Genomic DNA, 20,005 nt, shown 5'->3' on the forward strand with positions numbered 1-20,005 from the left:
CGGTGACTTACCGCGCCGTCCAGCCGCCGTCCGCGGCGAGCGTCTCGCCGGTGACGAAGCTCGCCGCGTCGCTCGCGAGGAAGACGACCGGGCCGGCGATCTCCATCGGCTCGGCGAAGCGGTCGAGCGGCGTCCGGTCCAGGATCGATTCTCGGAGCCGCTCGTTCTCCTGGAGCGTCTCCGTCAGGTCGGTCGCGACGTAGCCGGGGGCGACGGCGTTCACCCGCACGTCCGGCGCCCAGTCCATCGCCGCGCTCTTCGTCAGCCCGACCAGCCCGTGCTTCGACGCGACGTACGGATGCTGTTTCGGGAGGCCGACCTCCCCCGCCACGCTGGCGACGTTGACGACGCTCCCCTCGGCCTCCCGGAGGTGCGGGCCGGCGGCCCGGAGGGTCCGGAACGCGCCCCGCAGGTTCACGTCGAGCACGCCGTCGACCGCGTCCGACTCGACCTCGCTCGGGTCGCCGAGCGCGTCCCCCGGGTTGAACCCGGCGTTGTTGACGAGGACGTCGAGCGAGCCGAACGCCTCGACAGTCTCCTCGACGAGCGCGGCCACGTCGTCGTCGTCGGTCACGTCGGCGGTGATCCCGCGCGCCTCGACGCCCATGTCGCGGGCCTCGTCGGCGACGGCCTCGACCTCCGCGGCCGTCCGCGCCGAGGGGACGACCGTCGCCCCCGCCGCGACCAGCCCGAGGGTGACGGCGCGCCCGATTCCGCGCCCGCCGCCGGTGACGACGGCGACCTTCCCGGAGAGGTCCGGGAGGGCGTCGCCCGGCGTCGGGGCGGCGGCGTCCGCCCCGTCTCCGTCGGCCGACGGCGCGTCGTCGCCGCTCATTCGCCGCCCCCCTCGCCCGGGGCGTACGGGAGCTCCGGCTCCTCGACGGTCTCCCGCAGGGTCTTCTTGTCGAACTTCCCGGTCGCGGTCTTCGGGATCTCCTCGCGGAACCGCACGTCGTCCGGGAGCCACCAGCGCGGGAACTCCTCCTTGAGGAACGCCCGGACGGCGTCCACGTCGAGCTCGCGGCCCGCCTTCGGCACGACGAACGCCAGCGGCCGCTCCTGCCAGCGCTCGTGCGGCGCCGCGATCACGACGGCCTCGGCGACGTCGTCGTGCGCAATCAGCGCGTTCTCCAGCTCGATGCTGGAGATCCACTCGCCGCCCGACTTGATCACGTCCTTGGCGCGGTCGACGACCTCGACGTACCCGTCCTCGTCGACGGTGACGATGTCGCCGGTGCGGAGCCACCGGGCGCCGCCGTCCTCGGCCGCGACGAAGTCCGTCTCGTTGGCCTCCGGGCGGTTGTAGTACTCTCCGACAACCGTGGGGCCCCGGACGAGCAGCTCGCCGAACGCCTCGCCGTCCCAGGCGATCGGCTCGCCGTCGTCTCCGACGACCCGCATCTCCAGCCCGGGCGAGAGCAGCCCCTGTTTCGCCCGCTTGTCGAGTTCCGCCTCGCGGTCGCCGTCCGCGGTTCCGGAGGCCGGCCGCGAGACCGAGCCGATGCTCATCGTCTCGGTCATCCCCCACGCGTGTTCGATCGTCACGTCGTGTTCGTCCTCGTACCGGCGCATCACTTCCCGCGGCGCGGCGCTCCCCCCGACGACGATGCGTTCGAGCGAGGAGAGGTCGCCGCCGTGCTCGTCCAAGTGGTCGAGCACGTCGATCCACACCGTCGGGACCCCGGCGGTGAGCGTCACGCCCTCCTCCTCGATCAGCTCGACGAGGTCGGCGGGGTCCGGGGACGGCCCCGGGTACACCTGCTTCGCGCCCGCCATCGTCACGGCGTACGGGAACTCCCAGGAGTTCACGTGGAACATCGGGACGACCGGCATCACCACGTCGTCCTCGGCGATGTCGAGCGCGGCGGGCGTCATCACCATCATCGCGTGGGCGTAGATCATCTTGTGGGTGTACTCGACGCCCTTCGGCTTCCCCGTCGTCCCGGAGGTGTAACACATCCCGGCGGGGTCGTCCTCGGAGAGCGAGGGCCACGATTCCATCGGGTCGGCGTCCGCGATCAGCTCCTCGAACGCCGACAGCGGCAGGTCCGCCTCCGTCTCCGGCACCGTATCGTCCATGACGACGACCTCGCGGACGCCGTCGATCCGGTCCCACAGGCGGTCGAGGATCGCCACCACGTCGCGGTCGACGATCAACACGTCGTCCGCGGCGTCGTTGATGATGTACTCGACGTTGTCCTCCTGTAAGAGGAGGTTCACCGTGTGAAGCTGTGCGCCGGAGAGGGGGACCGCGTAGTACGCCTCGAGGTGTCGGTGCGTGTTCCACCCGAGCGTCCCGACGCGGTCGCCGGGATCGACGCCGAGGTCGGCGAGCGCGGTCGCGAGCCGCCGGACGCGGTCGCCGAAGTCGGCGTAGGTGTAGCGGTCGACCCCGTCGTGGGTGCGCGAGACGACCTCCGTCTCCGGGAAGAGCCGCGTCGCCCGCCAGAAGAACGGGCGGAGGGTGAGCTCCTCAGGCATCGGCGCTCCCCACGGAGAGGTACGTTTCGAGGAGGTCCTCGCGGTCCCGGATCTCCGCGACGGTGCCGTCGAAGACGATCTCGCCGGTGTCCATGATGTACCCCCGCTCGGCGAGGTCGAACGCGAACTCGACGTTCTGTTCGGTCAGCAGGACGGTGACGTTCTGGTCGACGACCGTCTGGACGATCTCTCGCAAGTCGTCGACGATCACCGGCGCGAGCCCCTCGGTCGGCTCGTCGAGCAGCAGCACGTCGGGGGCCTGAACGAGCGCGCGGGCGACCGACACCATCTGCTGTTCGCCGCCGCTGAGGTTCCGCCCGTTGCTGCCGCGGAGATCGTCGAGCGCCGGGAACAGCTCGTACATCTCCTCGACCGGCCGCGGGTCGCTCGCCAGGTTGTGGGCCAGCCGGAGGTTCTCCTGAACGGTCAGCGTGGGGAACACCCGGCGGTCCTCCGGCACGAGCGAGATTCCGCGCCCGTTGATCTCGTCGGACGACAGCCCCGCTATCTCCTCGCCGCGGTACGTGATCGACCCCGAGCGCGGCGGCGACGCGCCGACGATCGACCGCATCGTCGTCGTCTTCCCGGCGCCGTTGCGCCCGAGCAGCGTCACCACCTCGCCCTCGTCGATCTCCAGTGAGACCCCGTGGAGCACGTGGCTGTTCCCGTAGTACGTGTCGATGTCGTCGACCGTGAGTATCGTCATACGCTATCACTCCCCAGGTACGCCTCGGTCACCCGTTCGTCCGTGAGCACGTCCTCCGGCGCCCCGTCCGCGAGGATCGACCCCTCGGCGAGCACGACGATCCGGTCGGAGATATCGGTGACGACGTCCATGTTGTGTTCCGTCACGACGAACGTGGCGTCGAGGTCCGCGTCGAGCTCGCGGATCAGCGAGACGATCTCCGTGACCTCCGTCGGGTTCATCCCCGCGGTCGGCTCGTCCATCAGGAAAACGTTCGGCTCGATGGCGAGCGCCAAGGCGATCTCGACGGTCCGCTTCTCGCCGTGGCTCAGCGTGTCGCAGGGCGTGTCCGCGATGTCGGTGAGCCCGGTGAGCTCCAACAGCTCCTCAACGTCGGCCTCGACCGACTCGTCGCCGGTCGCCCGCGAGCGGAAGTCGAGCCGGGTCCCCTCGTGGCTGATCCGGGCGACCCGCACGTTCTCGCGGACGGTGAGCCCCTCGAAGATGTTCGTTATCTGGTACGAGCGCGAGAGCCCCGCCTGCGCCACCTCGTGCGGCTCCGCGTCGGTGACGTCGGCGAGCTCGTCCCCCTCTCCGCTCCGGAGCCAGATCGACCCCGACGTGGGTTCGAGCACGCCCGTCAGCAGGTTGTAGAACGTCGTCTTTCCGGCCCCGTTCGGGCCGATGATGCTGGTGATCTTGTCGTCGTCGATCTCGATGGAGACGTCGTCGACGGCGGTCAGTTGGCCGAACTGTTTGCGGAGGTCTTCGGTCTTGAGAACGGTCGTCACGAGTTATCACCTCTGTCAGCGCGCGCGTTGTCGTCGCCCGATTCGGCTCCGTCGTCCGTCGCAGCCGTCGCCTGCCCGCCGTCGTCGCGGGCGCCGCCACCGCCACTCCCCGCGTCGTCGGCGTCTCCGTCCCCGAACAGTCGGTCGCGGAGCAGCAGGAGACCGCCGACGGCGCCCTGCTTGAAGAACAGCACGACGGCGATGAGCAGCGCGCCGAAGAACAGCTCCCAGTACGCTTCGAGCGCCGGGAAGCGGCTGATCGCCCACCGGATGTACAGGAAGATGAACGCGCCGACGATCGGGCCGTAGAAGTAGGTCGCGCCGCCGATCACGGTCGCGATGACGGCGATCGCGCTCGTCGACCAGTGCGTGAGCCCGGGCGACGCGACGCTCGCGAGCCCCGCGCGCAACACGCCGGCGATTCCGACGACCGCCGCCGAGACGATGAACGTCATCCACCGGTGGTGGCTGACGTCGATCCCGAGCGCGGCCGCGCGGTCGGGGCTCTCGCGGATCGCCTTACAGACGGTCCCGAACGGCGAGTTGACGACGCGCCACACCCCGTACACCGCCGCGACCACGGTGACGGCCGAAATGGCGTAGTAGATCCGACGGCCGCCGATCCGGAGGCTGAAGCCGCCGAGGTCGACGGTCCCGAGCAGGACGATTACCCCGTCGGTCCCGTTCGTCAGCCCCGCCGGGTCCTGGATGATGAGCGAGTAGCCCAACATCCCGAACGCGAGCGTGATCAGCGCGAAGTATATCTCCTCCAGCCGGACGCTGAGCCACCCGACGGGCACGGCGAGGGCGACGACGAGCGCGAGGCCGACGACGCCGCCGAGGACGAACGTGACGAGCGGCGAGATCCCGGCGCCGACGACGTCGGCGATCACCGGGCCGAGGTCCCGCAACACGATCGCGATCCCGTACGCGCCGCCCGCGTAGAACAGGCCGTGACCGAACGACAGCAGGCCCGTGTAGCCGTACAGCAGGTTGAAGCCGAGCGCGAACAGCGCGACGACGAGGAAGTCGGTGAACAGGTACACCTGGAACGGCGGCGCGAAGGCGACGAGCACCAGCGCGACGGCGCCGAGGAGGCCCAACCGCTCGCGGGTCCACCCCTCGGCGACCGCCGAGCCGAACCGGCTGACCCGGCCGCCCGTGTCGGTCGCGCTCATTCGCCGATCCCCCCGAACAGGCCCTCTGGACGGATCAGCAACACGATCACCATCGCGAGGAAGGGGATCGCGATGCTGCCGGCGCTGATGAACTGCGGACCGAGGCTCTGCATCATGCCGATGAGCATCGCGCCGACGAAGGCGCCGCTCATGGACCCGAGTCCGCCGATGACCACGACGATGAACGCGTCGATTATCACCTGGTCGCCGAGCGCCGGACTGGTCGACTGGAGCGGCGCCGAGAGCGCGCCGCCGAGCCCGGCCAACACGCTCCCGAGGAAGAAGACCCCGGTGTAGAGCCGCGGCACGTCGACGCCGAGCATGGCCGCCATCTCGCGGTCAGAGGAGGTCCCCCGGACCAGCGAGCCGAAGTACGTCCGCGTGATGAACAGCCACAGCGCGACGAGCACCCCCACGGCCAGGCCGATGACGACCAGTCGGTACGCGTTGAACGTGCTCCCGCCGAGCGTCACGGAGAAGTTGAACACGTCCGGCGGGTCGATCGAGTACGACCCCGACCCCCAGACGAACCGGACCGTCTCGTGGATCACGAGCACGAACCCGAACGTGACGATGAGCTGGTCGAGGTCCGAGTCGACCCGGTCGTACAGCCGGCGGATCGCCGAGAACTCGATCGCGGCGCCGACGACGCCGACGGCGAGCGCGCCGACCACGGCGGCGACCCAGAAGTTGTCGACGACGTTCGAGACGACGGCGAGGGTGACGTACGCACCGAGCATGTAGAACCCGCCGTGCGCGAAGTTGAGCACGCCGAGCACGCCGAAGATGAGGCTCAGACCGACGGCGATCAGGAAGAGCCGACTCCCGAGGCTCAGCCCGATGACGACGTCGGCGATACCGATCAGTGGAACGAGTGATGTGAGACTCATGAGAACGGCGACGGGCTTAGATACCCGTCGGGAGGTCGGAGTCGCCGAGCGCGTCCGACAGCACGTCGGGACCCGCCTCGTACCGATTCACGGGGTCGAGCACGTTGCTCTCCCACTCCTCGTCGTACGTGACGGTGCCCCAGATGGACGAAACCGTCGCCTGGTTCGTCTCGGTGAACTGGTACTCGCCGACGGGGCCCGAATGCTCCATGCCGGTGAACTCGTCGACGAGCGCGTCGGGCTCCGTGCTCCCGGCCGACTCGATCGCCTCCTTGTACAGGTGGAGCGCGCGATACGCCCCCTCGGCGTTGTACGTCGGAAGGGAGCCGTACTCCTCGTAGTACGCCTCGCGGAATGAGTTGTTCGCCTCGGTGTCCGGGACGAACGGATCGTACCGGGTGGAGGCGTACTCCCCCTCCGGGAGCGGACTGCCGTCGCTCGGCAGGTCCGTCCCCATCCCGACGCTGAACAGCGTGTGGTCGATCTGGTCGAACCAGCCCGCGCTCTCGGCCTGCCCGATGAACGTCGTGAGGTCGGCCCCCCACAGCGGCGTGAGCACCGCGTCCGGGTCGGCGTCGAGGATGGAGCTGATGAACGGCGTGTAGTCGCTCGTCGCCAGCGCCGGGAACTGCTCGGCCGTGAACTCGGCCTCGACGCCGAGCCCGTCGCAGTACGCCTGGAAGTAGTCCCAGGTCTCGTACCCGAACGCGTAGTCCGGGCCGATGGTGGCCCACTCGGTGGCGTCGAGCTCTTGGGCGGTGCGCGCGGCCCCGTAGACGTCCTGTGCGAGGCTGTTGGAGTCGCGGAACACGTACTCGTTCCCGACGGAGTCCTCGTGTTCGCCCTGCGGCGAGGTGACGAACGGGGTCGCCGCGTGCGTGATCATGAACGGCATCTGGAGCTGCGAGATCTGCGGCGCGACGGCCTGCGCGACGCCGCTGGAGTCGAGCCCGAACAGCCCGTCGACGTTGTCCTCCTGAACGAGGCTGCGGATCTGCTGGATCGCCGTGTCGCCGCTCGCCTCGGTGTCGCGGACGAGCACCTCGACGTCTCGGCCGTCGATGCCGCCGTTGTCGTTGATCTCCGACACCGCGAATTCGATCCCGCGCTCGGCCTCCTCGCCGTACAGCGACGCGAACCCGGAGAGGATGTACGCGGCGCCGAGCGTCACCGGGCCGCCGTCGCCGCCCCCGCCCGAACAGCCGGCGAGCGCGACCGCCGTCCCCGCGCCGGCGGCTTGGAGGAAGCGTCGCCGCCCGACCGGCGCTCTGCGTTCCGAACTCGTCTCAGCGGCGTCGGCCCGTTTATACTTGTTTTCGGTATCGCCGTCTTCGGTTACCATTGTTAACAATCGTCCGTGAGTATCGCTCTCCACATAAATATGCGGGTCTATGACACACGGACGTATTGGGAAATTTATGTCTCTCCCGAGATCCCCGGCCTGAACCCGAATCGGCCGGGCCGAACGCGGGGGTCGGCGGCCCGTCTTCCGGCGTGACTACTATTACAACGACTGTACAACGTTCACACACCTCTCATGAACGTGGTAAACCCGGCGACCGGAGCACAGATCGAAACGTACAACGAACACGACGCGGACGACGTCGAAGCGGCGTTAGGTCGGTCGGTGCGAGCGTTCGAGGACTGGCGGACTCGCCCGCTCCGGGACCGCGAGCGGCTCCTCGCGAACGCGGCCGACGTGCTCAGAGAGAACAAGCGGGAGTACGCCGAGACGATGACGCGGGAGATGGGGAAACCGATCTCGCAGGCGATCGGCGAGGTCGAGAAGTGCGCGTGGGTCTGCGACCACTACGCGGAGCACGCGAGCGCGTACCTCGAAGCGGACCACCACCCGAGTCCCCCGGGCTCCGCGGTCAAGACCGAGTACGAGCCGCTCGGCCCGGTCCTCGCGGTGATGCCGTGGAACTTCCCGTTCTGGCAGGTGTTCCGCTTCGCCGCGCCGTACCTCACCGCCGGGAACGTGGGAATCCTCAAGCACGCGTCGAACGTGCCCGGATGCGCGCTCGCGATCGAGGAGGTGTTCCGCGAGGCCGGATACCCCGACGACGTCTTCCAGTCGCTTTTGATCCCCTCGGACCTCGTCGACGGTCTCCTGACGGACGACCGGGTCCGGGCCGCGACGCTGACCGGGAGCGGGCCGGCCGGGCGCGCGGTCGCCGCGAGCGCCGGCGAACAGCTCAAAAAGACCGTCCTCGAACTCGGCGGGAGCGACCCGTTCCTCGTCCTCGACGACGCCGACGTCTCGGCCGCGGCCGAGACGGGCGCCTGGGCGCGGAACCTGAACGGGGGGCAGTCGTGTATCGCCGCGAAGCGCTTCGTCGTCCACACGGACGTGTACGACGCGTTCCTCGACGCGCTGGTCGACGAGATCGACGCCCTCGTCGTCGGTGACCCGACCGACGAGGCGACCGACGTCGGGCCGCAGGCGCGGGAGGACCTCATGGAGTCGCTCCACGAGCAGGTGACGGCGAGCGTCGACGCGGGCGCGACGCTCGTGACCGGCGGCGAGCCGCTCGACCGGGCGGGGGCGTTTTACCCGCCGACCGTCCTGACCGACGTCCCCGATGGCTGCCCCGTCGACACCGAGGAGACGTTCGGGCCGGTGGCCACGGTGTACGAGGTCGACGACGAGGAAGCGGCGATCGCCACGGCCAACGACACCGAGTTCGGGCTCGGCGCGAGCGTCTGGACCGAGGACCGCGACCGCGGCGAGCGCGTGGCGAGCCGCATCGACGCGGGCTGCGTGTACGTGAACCAGCTCGTCAAGTCCGACCCGCGGGTCCCCTTCGGCGGCGTCAAGGACTCGGGCTACGGCCGGGAGCTCTCCGAGGCCGGGATCAAGGAGTTCGTCAACCGCAAGACCGTCTGGGTCGAGTGACCCCATCGAAGGGTAGTTACCCCCTGGGCGGCACGCTGGGGTATGGAGACGGCACTCGTCATCCTCGACGGCTGGGGGCTCGGCGACCACGACCGCCGCGACGCCGTGGAGGCGGCCGACACGCCGACGTTCGACGCGGCGACGGAGCGCGGGGCCGACGGCCGCCTCGTCGTCCACGGGCGGCGCGTGGGGCTCCCCGAGGGACAGATGGGGAACTCCGAGGTCGGCCACCTCAACATCGGCGCGGGGCGGGTGGTCAAACAGGCGTACACCCGGATCACGGACGCGCTCGCCGAGGGATCGCTCTCGGACAACGACGCGATCGCGGCCGCGCTCGACCACGCGAAATCGACCGGCGGCCGGGTCCACTTCATGGGGCTCGTCTCCGACGGCGGCGTCCACTCGGACGTCGAGCACCTGCTCGCGCTGATCGACGCCGCGGCCGACGCGGGCGTACCCGCGACGAGCCACGCGTTCACCGACGGGCGCGACACGGCCCCGGAGATCGCCGACGAGTTCCTCGCCGACGTGACCGCGAAGGCGGACGAGCGCGGGACCGGCCACGTCGCCACCGTGACCGGCCGCTACCACGCGATGGACCGCGACGAGAACTGGGAGCGGACGCGGAAGGCGTACGACGCGATCGTCTCCCGCGAGGCGCCCCACGAGGCCGAGGGCGCGGTCGCGGCCGCCCGCGAGGCCCACGCCCGCGGCGAGACGGACGAGTTCGTCGAGCCGACGGTCGTCGCCGACGAGCCCGCGCTCGATGACGGCGACGCCGTGATCTTCTTCAACTTTCGCGCGGACCGCGCCCGGCAGCTGGTCCGGATGCTCACCGGTGTCCGGCCCGAGTGGGGGTTCGACCTCGACCAGCCCGAGATCCGGATGACGACGATGACCGAGTACGACGAGACGTTCGACTTCCCGGTCGCGTTCCCGCCGGAGATCCCGGCGAACACGATCGGCGAGGTCGTCGCGGACGCCGGCGGCACCCAGCTCCGGATCGCGGAGTCGGAGAAGTACCCCCACGTCACCTACTTCCTCAACGGCGGCCGCGAGGTGGAGTTCCCCGGCGAGATCCGGACCATCGTCGAGAGCCCGGACGTCCCCACCTACGACCTCCAGCCCGAGATGTCCGCGCCCGAAGTGACCGACGAGGCCGTCGAGACCATCGCGTCGGACGATCCCGACCTGCTCGTGTTGAACTACGCGAACCCGGACATGGTCGGCCACACCGGGGACTTCGAGGCGGCCGTCGAGGCCGTCGAGGCCGTCGACGCCCAGCTCGACCGCCTGCTCGACGCCGTCGCCGACGCGGGCGCGCACGCGGTCGTCACCGCCGACCACGGCAACGCCGACGACATGGGCACCGCCGAGAATCCCCACACCGCCCACACGTACAACCCGGTCCCGTTCGTCTACCTGACGCCCGACGGCGACGACGGCGGGCGCGCGGTACGCGAGGGCGGGTCGCTGTGCGACATCGCCCCGACCCTGCTCGACCTGATGGACCGTGACCGGCCGGCGGAGATGACCGGCGAGAGCCTGCTCACGGAGTGACTTGGCGCCGTCCGCGCCCGTCAGTTAAATAAACGATAAACTTCGGATCGATTTTCGCTCGTTCCACGGCGTTTTAATACGCCGACTCACCTGTTATCTTTCATGACAGACGAGACCACGCCGGTGATCGCGGCCGCCTACCGAACGCCGCAGGGGAAAGAGGGCGGCGTCTACGAGGACGTCCGCAGCGAGGACCTCTCGACGACGCTCATCGACCACGCGCTCGACGAGACGGGGCTGACCAGCGACCACGTCGACGACCTGATGTGGGGCGTCGCCCAGCAGCGGACCGAGCAGGACAACAACGTCGCGCGCGTCATCGCGCTGCTCTCGGACCTGGGCGAGTCGGTACCCGCGACCTCGATCAACCGGTGGTGCGCCTCCTCGATGCAGGCGGTCATCTCCGCGTCGGACGCGATCGCCGCGGGGAACCGCGACTGTATCATCGCGGGCGGCGTCGAGAACATGAGCCGCGTCCCGATGGACGGCGACTCCTACGAGCACCTCCACCCCGAGCTCTCCGAGCAGTACAACATCTTCCAGCTGCAGATGGGGATGACCGCGGAGAAGGTCGCCGAGGAGTACGACGTGAGCCGCGAGGCGCAAGACGAGTACGCGGCCCGCAGCCACCAGCGCGCGGCGGAGGCGACCGAGTCGGGCCGCTTCGACGACGAGATCGTCCCGGTCGAGACCGACGACGGCCTCGTCGAGGCGGACGAGGGGATCCGCCCCGACACGACCGCCGAGAAGCTCGCCGACCTGCCGCCCGCCTTCACCGGCGACGGTACCGTCACCGCCGGGAACTCCTCGCAGATCTCCGACGGCGCGTCGCTGACAGTCGTCACCAGTAAGGCGTTCGCCGAGGAGCACGGTCTGGACGTGCTCGCCGAGGTCGGCACGAACAACGTCGCCGGCGTCGACCCGACCGTGATGGGGATCGGCCCGGTGCCCGCCACCCGCGGCCTCCTCGAACGCGCCGGCACCGACATCGACGACTACGACCTGGTCGAGCTCAACGAGGCGTTCGCCTCCCAGTGCGAGTACTCGCGGCGCGAGCTCGGCATCGACGAGGACAGCTACAACGTCAACGGCGGCGCCATCGCGCTCGGGCACCCGCTCGGCGCCTCGGGCGCGCGGCTCCCCGTCACGCTGCTCCACGAGATGCAGAAGCAGGACGCCGAGCGCGGCCTCGCGACGCTCTGCGTCGGCTTCGGACAGGGCGCCGCGATCGAGTTCCTGCGGTAGACAGCTTAAAAAGCGACTTTTTGCGGTGGCGCGTGCCTTCGAGCGCCCTCCGGGCGCGAGAAGCACGCGCGAGGGAGTCGGTGGTTCGAAGCGAAGCGAAGAACCACCGACGAGGCTGGGGAGGTGTGAGGCGCTGTGCGGTGCGGGGGCGGGACTCGAAGGGGCGGCCGTGAGGCGGTCGCAGGCGACGTAAGGACCGCAAGAAACGAGCGGAGCGAGTGACTGAGGACCGCAGCGAGCGTGCGACCGCCTCACGGCCGGGGCTTCGGTGGCGTTCATGTCGGTTGGAGGTTTATATGCGAAATCGTACAGCCGAACCACTGGGGCTTCGGTGGCGTTCGTGTCGGTCAGAGATTTAAAAACGGAATCGAACGGCCGATCGACCGGGGCATCGGCGGTGTTCGCCGTCGATCTGCGGACGATTATTTATAAATGACCCACTGAGACTTCGGTTATTTATCTGTCCCGTGCGTGAAGCCGCGGTCGGGCAGGGGGTCGCCGTCGGCCGTGACGCGTGCCGCCGCGTCGCCGTCCGACCCCTCAACCACGGTACCGATCCGCGTGAGGCCCGCGGGACACGCCTCGCTGACACCCGAAACGTCCTCCTCCGGCACCGCACACAACAGCTCGAAGTCCTCGCCGAAGTGCGCCGCGAGCTCGAACCGCTCCGCCGACGCCTCCGCAACCTCCTCGACCGCGGGATGAACCGGAACCGCGTCCCGTTCCAATTCGATCCCGACCTCGCTCGCCTCGGCCAGCTGGTGACACGACCGCGCCAGCCCGTCGGAAGAGTCCATCATCGCGGTCGCCGTCCCCGCGAGCGCGAGCCCGTCGGCCACGCGCGGCGTGAACCGGAACAGCTCGTTGGCGCGCTCGATAGCCCCGTCGTCTCCCCTTTTAAATAACCGCAGCGCCGCCGCGGACCGGCCCCACTCGCCGGTGACGCAGAGCGCGTCGCCGGGACGCGCCCCGTCGCGGGTGACCGGGCCTGCGTCGGTCACGTCCCCGACCGCGGTGGTCGCGGTCGTGAACTCGACGTGCTCGTCGAGGTCGCCGCCGACGTACTCCGCGCCGACCGCCTCGCAGACGTCGACCGCGCCCGCGACGAACCGGGTCAGCGCCTCGCGGTCGAACGCCTCGTCGGCGTAGACGGCGACCGCGGCGCTCGCCGCGGCGCCCATCGCGGCCACGTCCGAGAGGGACGCGCCCACCGCGCGCCAGCCGGCGGCGTACCGCGTCGTCCCGGGCGGGAAGTCGGTCCGCTCGTGGAGCATGTCCGTCGTGATGACCGTCCCGTCGATTACGGCGGCGTCGTCGCCCGCCTGCGGGAGGTCGGCGGCGATGGCTCGGAGGGCGTCGCGCTCGTTCACTACCCGACGCTCCGCGCGTGGAGCCAATAAGCGATCGGTCCGGGCGACGGGCGACGTCGCCGTCGGCGCGGGCCCACGAAACCGGGACGACCGCCCCGTCCGTGCCCCTTGTTGTCATGAACCATTTAAACAGGTAGTACACATTAACGAATATTATCATTATCAATCATTATGTTTATTATGCTCCTCCGAATTTCTCCGTTCGCAATGGCAGTACCCGTACACGGACACGCAGCGACCCGAGGCACGGACTCGATCACCAGACGACCGCCGCAACCGCCCACACGACCCGATGACGACACCTAACGACACGCCCGACGACACGACCCGACGCACAGACGGCACGACCGACACGGACTCGACGGCCCGCTCCGACCGCCGGACCGGGTCGAGCTCGACGACTACTTCTCCGCGGAAGATCCCCGGCCGCATCCCCCTCACCGAGGAGGCCGGCGCGCCGCTGGTCCCGACGATCGCGACCCGGCGAGCGACGGGGACGCGGACCCCCGGCTCGCCGCCGACCGACACCCGGCAGCCGACCGACACCCGGCAGCCGACGGCGACCGACACCCGCCGACCGACGCGCCCGCCGACGGACGGCGAGCGCGACGCGCCGCTCGTCCCCGACCTGCGTCCCGCCTCGCGGACGCGGACGGACGGGGGGTCCCGATGACGGCGAACACGACGCGCCGCCCCGTTCCCATGGCGGGGACCGGCGACGGCCCGCGACCGGACTCCACGACGTTCGCGTCCGCCGCGCGCACCGACGGCGGCCGCCGCGCCGCATCGAACCGCACCGCAGCCGACGACTCCACGCAGTAACCCGATGAATCCCAACGAACTCGACGACGACGTCTTCGACAGAGATATCGACAACCCGGCCGGCCGGAAGCTCCGCGAGCTGTTCGAGGAGCAGGAGTACACGTTCGCGCCCGGGATCTACCACGCCCTCGACGCCCGCCTCGCCGAGATGGCCGGGCTCGATGCGGCGTACATGAGCGGCTACTCGACCGTTCTCGGCCAGTTCGGCTTCCCCGACCTGGAGATGGTCACCATGTCCGAGATGGTCGAGAACGCGAAGCGCATGGTCGAGGCGACGAACCTCCCGGTCGTCGCCGACTGCGACACCGGCTACGGCGGCGTCCACAACGTCCGGCGCGCGGTCCGCGAGTACGAGAAGGCCGGCGTCGCCGCGGTCCACATCGAGGACCAGACCTCGCCGAAGCGCTGCGGCCACATCGCGGGCAAGCAGATCGTCTCCCGCGAGCAGGCCCGCTCGCGCTTCGAGGCGGCGGTCGACGCCAAGCAGAGCGAGGACACCGTCATCATCGCCCGCACCGACGCGTACGGCTCCGCGAACGGCGACTGGGAGGAGCACCTCGAACGCGGCCGGATCTACGCCGACGCCGGCGTCGACCTCGTCTGGCCCGAGATGCCCGACCCGTCCCGCGAGGACGCGGTCGAGTACGCCGAGACGATCCACGAGACCCACCCCGACCTCGATCTCGCGTTCAACTACTCCTCCTCGTTCGAGTGGGGCGCAGAGGAGGACCCGCTCACCTTCGAGGAGCTGGGCGACCTGGGGTACCAGTACATCTTCATCACGCTGTACGGGCTCCACTCGGGCGCCCACGCGGCCTACGAGGACTTCGAGAACATCGCCGAGAACGACGAGGAGGCGCAGTTCGACCTCGAAGAGCGCTACATCGGCCACGAGACCGAGAGCCACCACGAGCTCTCCTTCGTCCCGCGATACCAGGACATCGAGGCCGAGTTCGACCCCGAGGCGCGACAGCGCCAGGAGGAGTCGGCCGGCTTCACCGAGGACGAGAACGACCCGATCACGGCCTCGGAGGGCGACGACTGATGGGCGGGCCGGAAGACGTCACGCTCCGGCGAAGCCAGCTGGCGACGCCCGGGTCCGACCCGGAGATGATCGAGCGGGCGCCCGACTCCGGCGCCGACGAGGCGTTCCTCGACCTGGAGGACTCCGTCGCGCCGTCGGCGAAGGTCGACGCCCGCGAGACCGTCATCGAGGGGCTCATCGAGTACGACTGGTCCGACACCCGGCCCTGCTACCGGATGAACGGCGTCGACACCAGGTGGTTCTACGACGACGTGATCGAGGTCGTCGGGCGCGCCGGCGAGTACCTCGACACGATCATGGTGCCGATGGCGAACAACCCGGAGACGGTCGCCACCGTCGACAACCTCCTGACGCAGGTCGAGGAGAACAACGACCTGCCGGTCGGCGACATCGGGCTCCAGGCGCAGATCGAGTCGCCGGAGGCGATGACGAAGGTCGCCGACATCGCCCGCGCCAGCGACCGCTTGGAGTCGCTCGTGTTCGGTCCCGGCGACTACACCGCCAACGTCGGCGCCGCCGGCCTCACCATCGGCTCCGGCGGCGGCTACCCCGGCCACTACTGGCACTACCAGCTCGCGCGCATCGCCCACGCGGCGAAGGCGCAGGGGCTCCAGGTGATCGACGGCCCGTACGCCGAGATCGAGGACGCGGAGGGGTTCCGCGACTCCTGCCGCTGGGCGAGCCAGCTGGGCTGTGACGGCAAGTGGGCGATCCACCCGAGCCAGATCGAGCCCGCCAACGAGACGTTCGCGCCCTCGCCCGAGGAGGCCGAGAAGGCGCGTCGGATCGTCGACGCCTACGCGGAGGCGAAAGAGCAGGGCAAAGGCGCCGTCTCGGTCGACGGCGAGATGGTTGACGAGGCGACCGACAAGATGGCCCGCGGCATCGTCGCGCGCGCCGAGCAGGCCGGGATCCTGTAAGGTCTCCTCGCGGCGCCGCGTGCTGTGGGCAGTTCTTCTTATTTCGTGCCCGGTTCTACTCCGAGATCGCGCCCCGGTCCCGCAGCTCGTCGATGTCGCCGTCGCCGTAACCGTACTCCCGCAACACCGACTCCGTGTGTTCGCCGAGCGCGGGCGGGTGACGGCGGACGGTCGTCGGCGTCCGCGAGAAGTGCATCGGCGAGCCGGGGAACCGCACCGTGCCCGCGGTCGGGTGCTCCGCCTCGGCGAGCATCCCGCGGGCCTCGATCTGGGGGTCGGCGAACACCTCGCTCACGTCGCGGACGCGGCTCGCGGGCACGTCGTGGTCCTCCAGGGCCGCGGTCGCCTCCGCGGTCGTCATGGACGCGAACGTCTCCCCCAGCTCGCTGTCCAGCTCCTCGCGGTTCCGGACGCGCCCCTCGTTGGTCTCGTACCGCTCGTCGGCGAGCAGGTCGGGCCGGTCGATCGCCTCGCACAGCGGCGGCCAGAACCGGTCCGACGAGCAGGCGACGACGACGTAGCCGTCGGTCGTCTCGAACGCCTGATAGGGGACGATGTTCGGGTGCTTGCTCCCCATCCGCCCCGGGGGCTCGCCGCTGGCGAAGTAGTTCGTCGCCATGTAGCTGGTCCAGGCGGCCTGCCCGTCCAGCAGGCTCACGTCGATCTTCTGGCCGCGCCCGTCGCCGAGCTCGCGTTCGAGGAGCGCCGCGAGGATCGCCTGCGTCGCGTACATCCCGGCCCCGACGTCGGCGAGCGCGACGCCGATCCGGACCGGCGGGCCGCCCTCGACGCCCGTGAACGACATGAAGCCGCCGCGCGCCTGCATCATGATGTCGTACGCGGGCTTGTCGCGGTCGGGCCCCCACTCGCCGTAGCCGGAGATGGCGCAGTAAACGAGCTCGGGGTTCTCCTCCGCGAGGTCGCCGTAGCCGAGCCCCCACTCCTCCGTCTTGCCGACCCGGTAGTTCTCGACGAGGACGTCGGCCTCGCGCGCGAGGTCGCGGACGACCGCGCGGCCCGCCTCGGTCGTCAGGTCCAGCTGGATCGAGCGCTTGTTTCGGTTGACGCTGACGTAGTAGGCGCTCTCGGCGCCGTCGTCGCTCTCACCGCCCTCGCCGTCAGCTTTTCGCTCCTCGCCGCCGTCAGCCTTGCTGAACGCCGGCGGGACCCACGTCCGCGTCTGGTCGCCCGGGCCGGGCCGCTCGACCTTGATCACCTCCGCGCCGAGGTCGCCGAGCTGCATCGTACAGAACGGCCCGACGAGCACGCGCGAGAGGTCCAGCACCGTGAGGCCGTCCAGCGGCCCCGCGTCGCCCTCGGGCTCGCGCGCCTCACCGACCACGCGCTCTCGCCTCCGCGGACCGTCGCCGTGTCCGGTTCATGCGATCCGGCTCAACCGCCGGGGTACTGAGTGTTGCGGCGTCGCCGCGGCCGACGGAGAATGAGTGTCGCCTCAGGCCGGGAGGGTATCGATGCCGTCGACCTCGACGTAGCCGTAGCCGCAGTCGGGGCAGCGCCACTTCGTCTTCTCGCCGAGGTGGAGCGTCATCGCCGCGGTCCGGTAGAACGAACGGGTCTCGCCGCACGCGGGACAGTCCACGTCTTTTTCGAGCGCCATGCGCGCCGTTCGATCCGGGGCGGTGTTGAACCTACTGATTCGGGCGTCGGGAACTCACCACACCGGCGCGAGCAGCACCGCGACCGTCGCCGAGATGAAGACGAGCTTCAGGGCGGTGTTGACGACGATCACCTTCGTGCCGAACGACGCGCCCCAGATCCCGTATTGGAACGGGATCGAGCGCCGGAACGTCGAGACGGCAAACGAGAGGATGCTCCCGATGAGCAGCGACGCGACCGCGGTGCGCGTGGTGAAGACGCCGGCTTCCGTCCCGGCGAGCGTCGCCGCGCCCGCGGTCGTGTCGAGCGTGAACACCGCGATGACGGGCACCGCCTCGCCCGGCAGCCCCAGCACGCCAGTGATCGGCTCCGCGACGCTCGTCAGCGCGGCCACGTCGTACGTCGTGACGAGCCAGATGACGAGCGTGTACACGACCGCGAGCCGCGGGACGATCCGCCGGAGCGTGCTCCACGACTTCTCGGCGGCGTCGCGGACGCGTTCGCGGCCGGTACGGTCGTCGGCCTCTGGGCCGGTCGCGTCGACGTCGGCGAGCGCAGAGCGGTCGACGTTTTCCTCTGAGAGGAGGAGTCCGCCAGCGACGACGCCCGTGACGGTGATGAAAAGCGCGATGCCGGCGCGCGCGCCGACGTAGACGGCGCCCGTCGTCACCCCGAGGATCGGGATCAACACCGGGACGTAGTAGGTGAACACGTGCTGGACGAACCCGAAGAACGTGTTCATCACCACGGCGACGAGCGTCGCCCGGTCGTCGAGCAGGCCCGTCTCGCGGTACTCCGCCAGCGTCGCGTAGCCCGCCGTCGTCGACGCCGCGGTCGTGAGGATCGCCGTGCCGACCTCGTCCGGGAGGTTCGCCGGGCGCGTGAGCCACCCCGCGAGCCCGGCGACGTAGCGGACCAGCCCGAAGGCGACGGCGACGTTGGCGGCGAAGACGCCGCCCGCGATGAACGCCGTGATCCGGGCGAGTCTGGGGACCACGTCCGCGAGCAGCGTCGCGAGGTCGGCGGCGACCGATTGCACGAATCCGCGTACGCGAGCGGCGGCCAAATGGCCGTCGGAACGCGCGGGCGTTCCCGAGGCGTCGGAACGCGCGACGGTGCCCGGGGGGTCGGAACGCGCGACGGTGCCCGAACCCGGGCCGAGAGCGCCGGCGCGCGGGGCTTATGTCCCGGCGCGGAGAACGGCCATCCGATGGCTCCCGCCGAGGACGACATCTCGATCGACGAAAAGCGCGTGTACGCGGGCAGCGCCGGCCGCACCGACGCCTACGTCGCGACGGGGTCCGGGATCGTCCGCGTCTCGCTGTCGGCCGACAAGATCGGCGCGTTCGACATGGTCGCCCGCGACGCGGCCCGCGACGCGGCCGTCCTCGCGCGCGGCGAGGGGTCAGACCTCGTCGCCGCCGCGACACCCGACGGGCTCTCGGTCGCCGCGGTCGGCGACGACCCCGACTTCGCGCTGGTCGACGACGAGCCGACGGTCGCGGTCGGCGTCGCGGGCGGTCGCGACGGCGTGATCGTCGCGCGAGAGGACGGCGCGGTCGAGCACGTCGAGTTCGAAGAAAGCGGGACGGCGGTCGCGTCGACGACGCAACTCGGATCGGTCACGGACCCGCGCGCGGTCGACGGCGCGCTCGTCGCGGGTGCGGAGGGAGTGTTTCAGGCGGGAGATGGCGGACTCACCGACGTCGGCCTCGACGACGCGCGCGACGTGGCCGGGTCCGGGATGCCGCTCGCCGCGACCGGTGCGGGGCTCTACTGGCTCGGCAACGGCTGGATGACGGTCCGGGAGGGCGTCGCGGACGCGGTCGCAGCCGACGGCGACGGCCACGCGATGGCGGTCGGCGGCGGCGACCTGCTCGTTCACGCCGACGCGGGCGGCGAGTGGGGCGACGAGGCGTGGGAGACCGCCGAGCTCCCGGTGGACGAGGCGGTCGTCGCGCTCGGCTACGGGCCCGGTGTGTCGGTGGCGGTCACCGACGCCGGGACGCTCTGCGTCGACGCCGGCGACGGCTGGCGCCACCAAGTGGTCGGCGTCCGGGACGTGAACGGCGTGGCGCTCGCGGTCGTGGAATGAGTTGGAGATACTGTGTGGAGCGCCCCGAAATCTCGATCGTTCGCTTATAAATTATCGATAGCGAATCGGCGGCGACCGCCTCTGATGTCTCGGCTGCTGGTTTATAAATCGCGGATAGCAGATCTGCGGTGAACACCACCGGAGCCCGGCTGGTCGTTTATAAGTAGTCGGCTGCGGATCGACGGCGACTAACTCCAAAGCCCCGGCCGTGCGGCAGGCGCACGCTCGCTGCGCGCTTCGGTCGCTCGCGCTGCTCGCTCCCTCCAGTGCTTACGTCGCCTGCGCCTGCCGCACGGCCGCCCCTTCGAGTCCCGCCCCACCGGAAGACGTTCCTGCTCGCTCCCTTCGGTCGCTGTGCGGGCTGCGACTTCCGTGCTCCCGCTCGCTTCGCTCGCGGGAACGCACAG

19 protein-coding genes are annotated in these 20,005 nt (G+C 70.1%); 8 read left to right on the forward strand and 11 right to left on the reverse strand.

Features of this window, described 5'->3' with window-relative positions; translation table 11 throughout:
• Nucleotides 1-7: 7 nt before the first annotated feature.
• The 7 genes from C466_RS04715 to C466_RS04745 are packed head-to-tail and all read right to left on the reverse strand — an operon-like array spanning nucleotide 8 to nucleotide 7,367.
• Complete coding sequence (locus C466_RS04715) at nucleotides 8-835, reverse strand: SDR family NAD(P)-dependent oxidoreductase (RefSeq protein ID WP_004599032.1); 828 nt, start codon at nucleotides 833-835, stop codon at nucleotides 8-10.
• Nucleotides 832-2,481 carry a long-chain fatty acid--CoA ligase gene (locus C466_RS04720; protein WP_004599034.1) on the reverse strand — a complete coding sequence of 550 codons (1,650 nt, stop codon included), beginning with the start codon at nucleotides 2,479-2,481 and terminating at the stop codon, nucleotides 832-834. The genes C466_RS04715 and C466_RS04720 overlap by 4 nt, the downstream gene beginning before the upstream one ends.
• Entirely contained in the window at nucleotides 2,474-3,187 is a 714-nt protein-coding gene (locus C466_RS04725; RefSeq protein ID WP_004599036.1) for an ABC transporter ATP-binding protein, read from the reverse strand. Before C466_RS04725 ends, C466_RS04720 begins: the two co-directional genes overlap by 8 nt.
• Nucleotides 3,184-3,957 carry an ABC transporter ATP-binding protein gene (locus C466_RS04730; protein WP_004599038.1) on the reverse strand — a complete coding sequence of 258 codons (774 nt, stop codon included), beginning with the start codon at nucleotides 3,955-3,957 and terminating at the stop codon, nucleotides 3,184-3,186. The genes C466_RS04725 and C466_RS04730 overlap by 4 nt, the downstream gene beginning before the upstream one ends.
• Nucleotides 3,954-5,135 (reverse strand): branched-chain amino acid ABC transporter permease, encoded by a 1,182-nt coding sequence (locus tag C466_RS04735; protein WP_004599040.1) that lies wholly within the window; start codon nucleotides 5,133-5,135, stop codon nucleotides 3,954-3,956. Before C466_RS04735 ends, C466_RS04730 begins: the two co-directional genes overlap by 4 nt.
• The gene (locus tag C466_RS04740) at nucleotides 5,132-6,025 is read right to left on the reverse strand and encodes a branched-chain amino acid ABC transporter permease (protein WP_004599042.1); all 894 of its coding nucleotides are present in this window, start codon (nucleotides 6,023-6,025) and stop codon (nucleotides 5,132-5,134) included. Before C466_RS04740 ends, C466_RS04735 begins: the two co-directional genes overlap by 4 nt.
• 16 nt (nucleotides 6,026-6,041) lie before the next feature.
• Nucleotides 6,042-7,367, reverse strand: coding sequence for an ABC transporter substrate-binding protein (locus C466_RS04745; RefSeq protein ID WP_004599044.1), 1,326 nt, complete (start codon nucleotides 7,365-7,367; stop codon nucleotides 6,042-6,044).
• 195 nt (nucleotides 7,368-7,562) lie between these two features.
• On the opposite strand from C466_RS04745, the gene C466_RS04750 reads away from it, so the two are divergent.
• From C466_RS04750 to C466_RS04760, 3 genes are all read left to right on the forward strand, one after another.
• Nucleotides 7,563-8,924 (forward strand): NAD-dependent succinate-semialdehyde dehydrogenase, encoded by a 1,362-nt coding sequence (locus C466_RS04750; protein WP_004599045.1) that lies wholly within the window; start codon nucleotides 7,563-7,565, stop codon nucleotides 8,922-8,924.
• Between the two features lie 42 nt (nucleotides 8,925-8,966).
• A complete protein-coding gene (gpmI, locus tag C466_RS04755; protein WP_004599047.1) occupies nucleotides 8,967-10,484 on the forward strand; it encodes a 2,3-bisphosphoglycerate-independent phosphoglycerate mutase in 1,518 nt (505 codons plus the stop codon).
• Nucleotides 10,485-10,586: 102 nt separating this feature from the next.
• Nucleotides 10,587-11,729 carry a thiolase family protein gene (locus C466_RS04760; protein ID WP_004599049.1) on the forward strand — a complete coding sequence of 381 codons (1,143 nt, stop codon included), beginning with the start codon at nucleotides 10,587-10,589 and terminating at the stop codon, nucleotides 11,727-11,729.
• Between the two features lie 452 nt (nucleotides 11,730-12,181).
• Here the strand turns inward: C466_RS04760 and thiL are convergent, their stop codons facing one another.
• Nucleotides 12,182-13,099 (reverse strand): thiamine-phosphate kinase, encoded by a 918-nt coding sequence (gene thiL, locus C466_RS04765; protein WP_004599051.1) that lies wholly within the window; start codon nucleotides 13,097-13,099, stop codon nucleotides 12,182-12,184.
• A gap of 292 nt (nucleotides 13,100-13,391) precedes the next feature.
• On the opposite strand from thiL, the gene C466_RS04770 reads away from it, so the two are divergent.
• The 4 genes from C466_RS04770 to C466_RS04780 are packed head-to-tail and all read left to right on the forward strand — an operon-like array spanning nucleotide 13,392 to nucleotide 15,886.
• A complete protein-coding gene (locus tag C466_RS04770) occupies nucleotides 13,392-13,772 on the forward strand; it encodes a hypothetical protein (RefSeq protein ID WP_004599052.1) in 381 nt (126 codons plus the stop codon).
• The gene (locus C466_RS16745; protein ID WP_160163051.1) at nucleotides 13,769-13,921 is read left to right on the forward strand and encodes a hypothetical protein; all 153 of its coding nucleotides are present in this window, start codon (nucleotides 13,769-13,771) and stop codon (nucleotides 13,919-13,921) included. The genes C466_RS04770 and C466_RS16745 overlap by 4 nt, the downstream gene beginning before the upstream one ends.
• 4 nt (nucleotides 13,922-13,925) lie before the next feature.
• On the forward strand, nucleotides 13,926-14,966 hold the full coding sequence (gene aceA / locus C466_RS04775; RefSeq protein WP_004599053.1) for an isocitrate lyase: 1,041 nt from the start codon (nucleotides 13,926-13,928) through the stop codon (nucleotides 14,964-14,966).
• Nucleotides 14,966-15,886: an HpcH/HpaI aldolase/citrate lyase family protein gene (locus C466_RS04780; RefSeq protein ID WP_004599054.1), complete on the forward strand. Its 921-nt coding sequence runs from the start codon at nucleotides 14,966-14,968 to the stop codon at nucleotides 15,884-15,886. Before aceA ends, C466_RS04780 begins: the two co-directional genes overlap by 1 nt.
• A gap of 55 nt (nucleotides 15,887-15,941) precedes the next feature.
• Here the strand turns inward: C466_RS04780 and C466_RS04785 are convergent, their stop codons facing one another.
• From C466_RS04785 to C466_RS04790, 3 genes are all read right to left on the reverse strand, one after another.
• Entirely contained in the window at nucleotides 15,942-17,228 is a 1,287-nt protein-coding gene (locus tag C466_RS04785; protein WP_004599055.1) for a CaiB/BaiF CoA transferase family protein, read from the reverse strand.
• A 111-nt stretch (nucleotides 17,229-17,339) separates the two neighbouring features.
• The gene (locus C466_RS16905; protein ID WP_004599056.1) at nucleotides 17,340-17,504 is read right to left on the reverse strand and encodes a DUF7838 family putative zinc beta-ribbon protein; all 165 of its coding nucleotides are present in this window, start codon (nucleotides 17,502-17,504) and stop codon (nucleotides 17,340-17,342) included.
• A gap of 54 nt (nucleotides 17,505-17,558) precedes the next feature.
• Entirely contained in the window at nucleotides 17,559-18,542 is a 984-nt protein-coding gene (locus C466_RS04790; protein WP_004599057.1) for a hypothetical protein, read from the reverse strand.
• A gap of 171 nt (nucleotides 18,543-18,713) precedes the next feature.
• Between C466_RS04790 and C466_RS04795 the strand changes: the two genes are divergently transcribed.
• Nucleotides 18,714-19,598 carry an HVO_0234 family beta-propeller protein gene (locus C466_RS04795; RefSeq protein ID WP_004599059.1) on the forward strand — a complete coding sequence of 295 codons (885 nt, stop codon included), beginning with the start codon at nucleotides 18,714-18,716 and terminating at the stop codon, nucleotides 19,596-19,598.
• Nucleotides 19,599-20,005: the final 407 nt, after the last annotated feature.

This window comes from Halorubrum distributum JCM 10118, assembly GCF_000337335.1.
GTDB classification, from domain to species: Archaea; Halobacteriota; Halobacteria; order Halobacteriales; family Haloferacaceae; genus Halorubrum; species Halorubrum distributum.

Coding starts and splice junctions, on each gene's coding strand:
- C466_RS04740 (WP_004599042.1), bottom strand. CDS start 6,025: ATGAGTCTCACATCACTCGTTCCACTGATCGGTATCGCCGACGTCGTC.
- C466_RS16905 (WP_004599056.1), bottom strand. CDS start 17,504: ATGGCGCTCGAAAAAGACGTGGACTGTCCCGCGTGCGGCGAGACCCGT.
- C466_RS04760 (WP_004599049.1), top strand. CDS start 10,587: ATGACAGACGAGACCACGCCGGTGATCGCGGCCGCCTACCGAACGCCG.
- C466_RS04795 (WP_004599059.1), top strand. CDS start 18,714: ATGGCTCCCGCCGAGGACGACATCTCGATCGACGAAAAGCGCGTGTAC.
- C466_RS04735 (WP_004599040.1), bottom strand. CDS start 5,135: ATGAGCGCGACCGACACGGGCGGCCGGGTCAGCCGGTTCGGCTCGGCG.
- gpmI (WP_004599047.1), top strand. CDS start 8,967: ATGGAGACGGCACTCGTCATCCTCGACGGCTGGGGGCTCGGCGACCAC.
- C466_RS04770 (WP_004599052.1), top strand. CDS start 13,392: ATGACGACACCTAACGACACGCCCGACGACACGACCCGACGCACAGAC.
- C466_RS04750 (WP_004599045.1), top strand. CDS start 7,563: ATGAACGTGGTAAACCCGGCGACCGGAGCACAGATCGAAACGTACAAC.
- C466_RS16745 (WP_160163051.1), top strand. CDS start 13,769: ATGACGGCGAACACGACGCGCCGCCCCGTTCCCATGGCGGGGACCGGC.
- aceA (WP_004599053.1), top strand. CDS start 13,926: ATGAATCCCAACGAACTCGACGACGACGTCTTCGACAGAGATATCGAC.
- C466_RS04715 (WP_004599032.1), bottom strand. CDS start 835: ATGAGCGGCGACGACGCGCCGTCGGCCGACGGAGACGGGGCGGACGCC.
- C466_RS04720 (WP_004599034.1), bottom strand. CDS start 2,481: ATGCCTGAGGAGCTCACCCTCCGCCCGTTCTTCTGGCGGGCGACGCGG.
- C466_RS04725 (WP_004599036.1), bottom strand. CDS start 3,187: ATGACGATACTCACGGTCGACGACATCGACACGTACTACGGGAACAGC.
- C466_RS04780 (WP_004599054.1), top strand. CDS start 14,966: ATGGGCGGGCCGGAAGACGTCACGCTCCGGCGAAGCCAGCTGGCGACG.
- C466_RS04745 (WP_004599044.1), bottom strand. CDS start 7,367: ATGGTAACCGAAGACGGCGATACCGAAAACAAGTATAAACGGGCCGAC.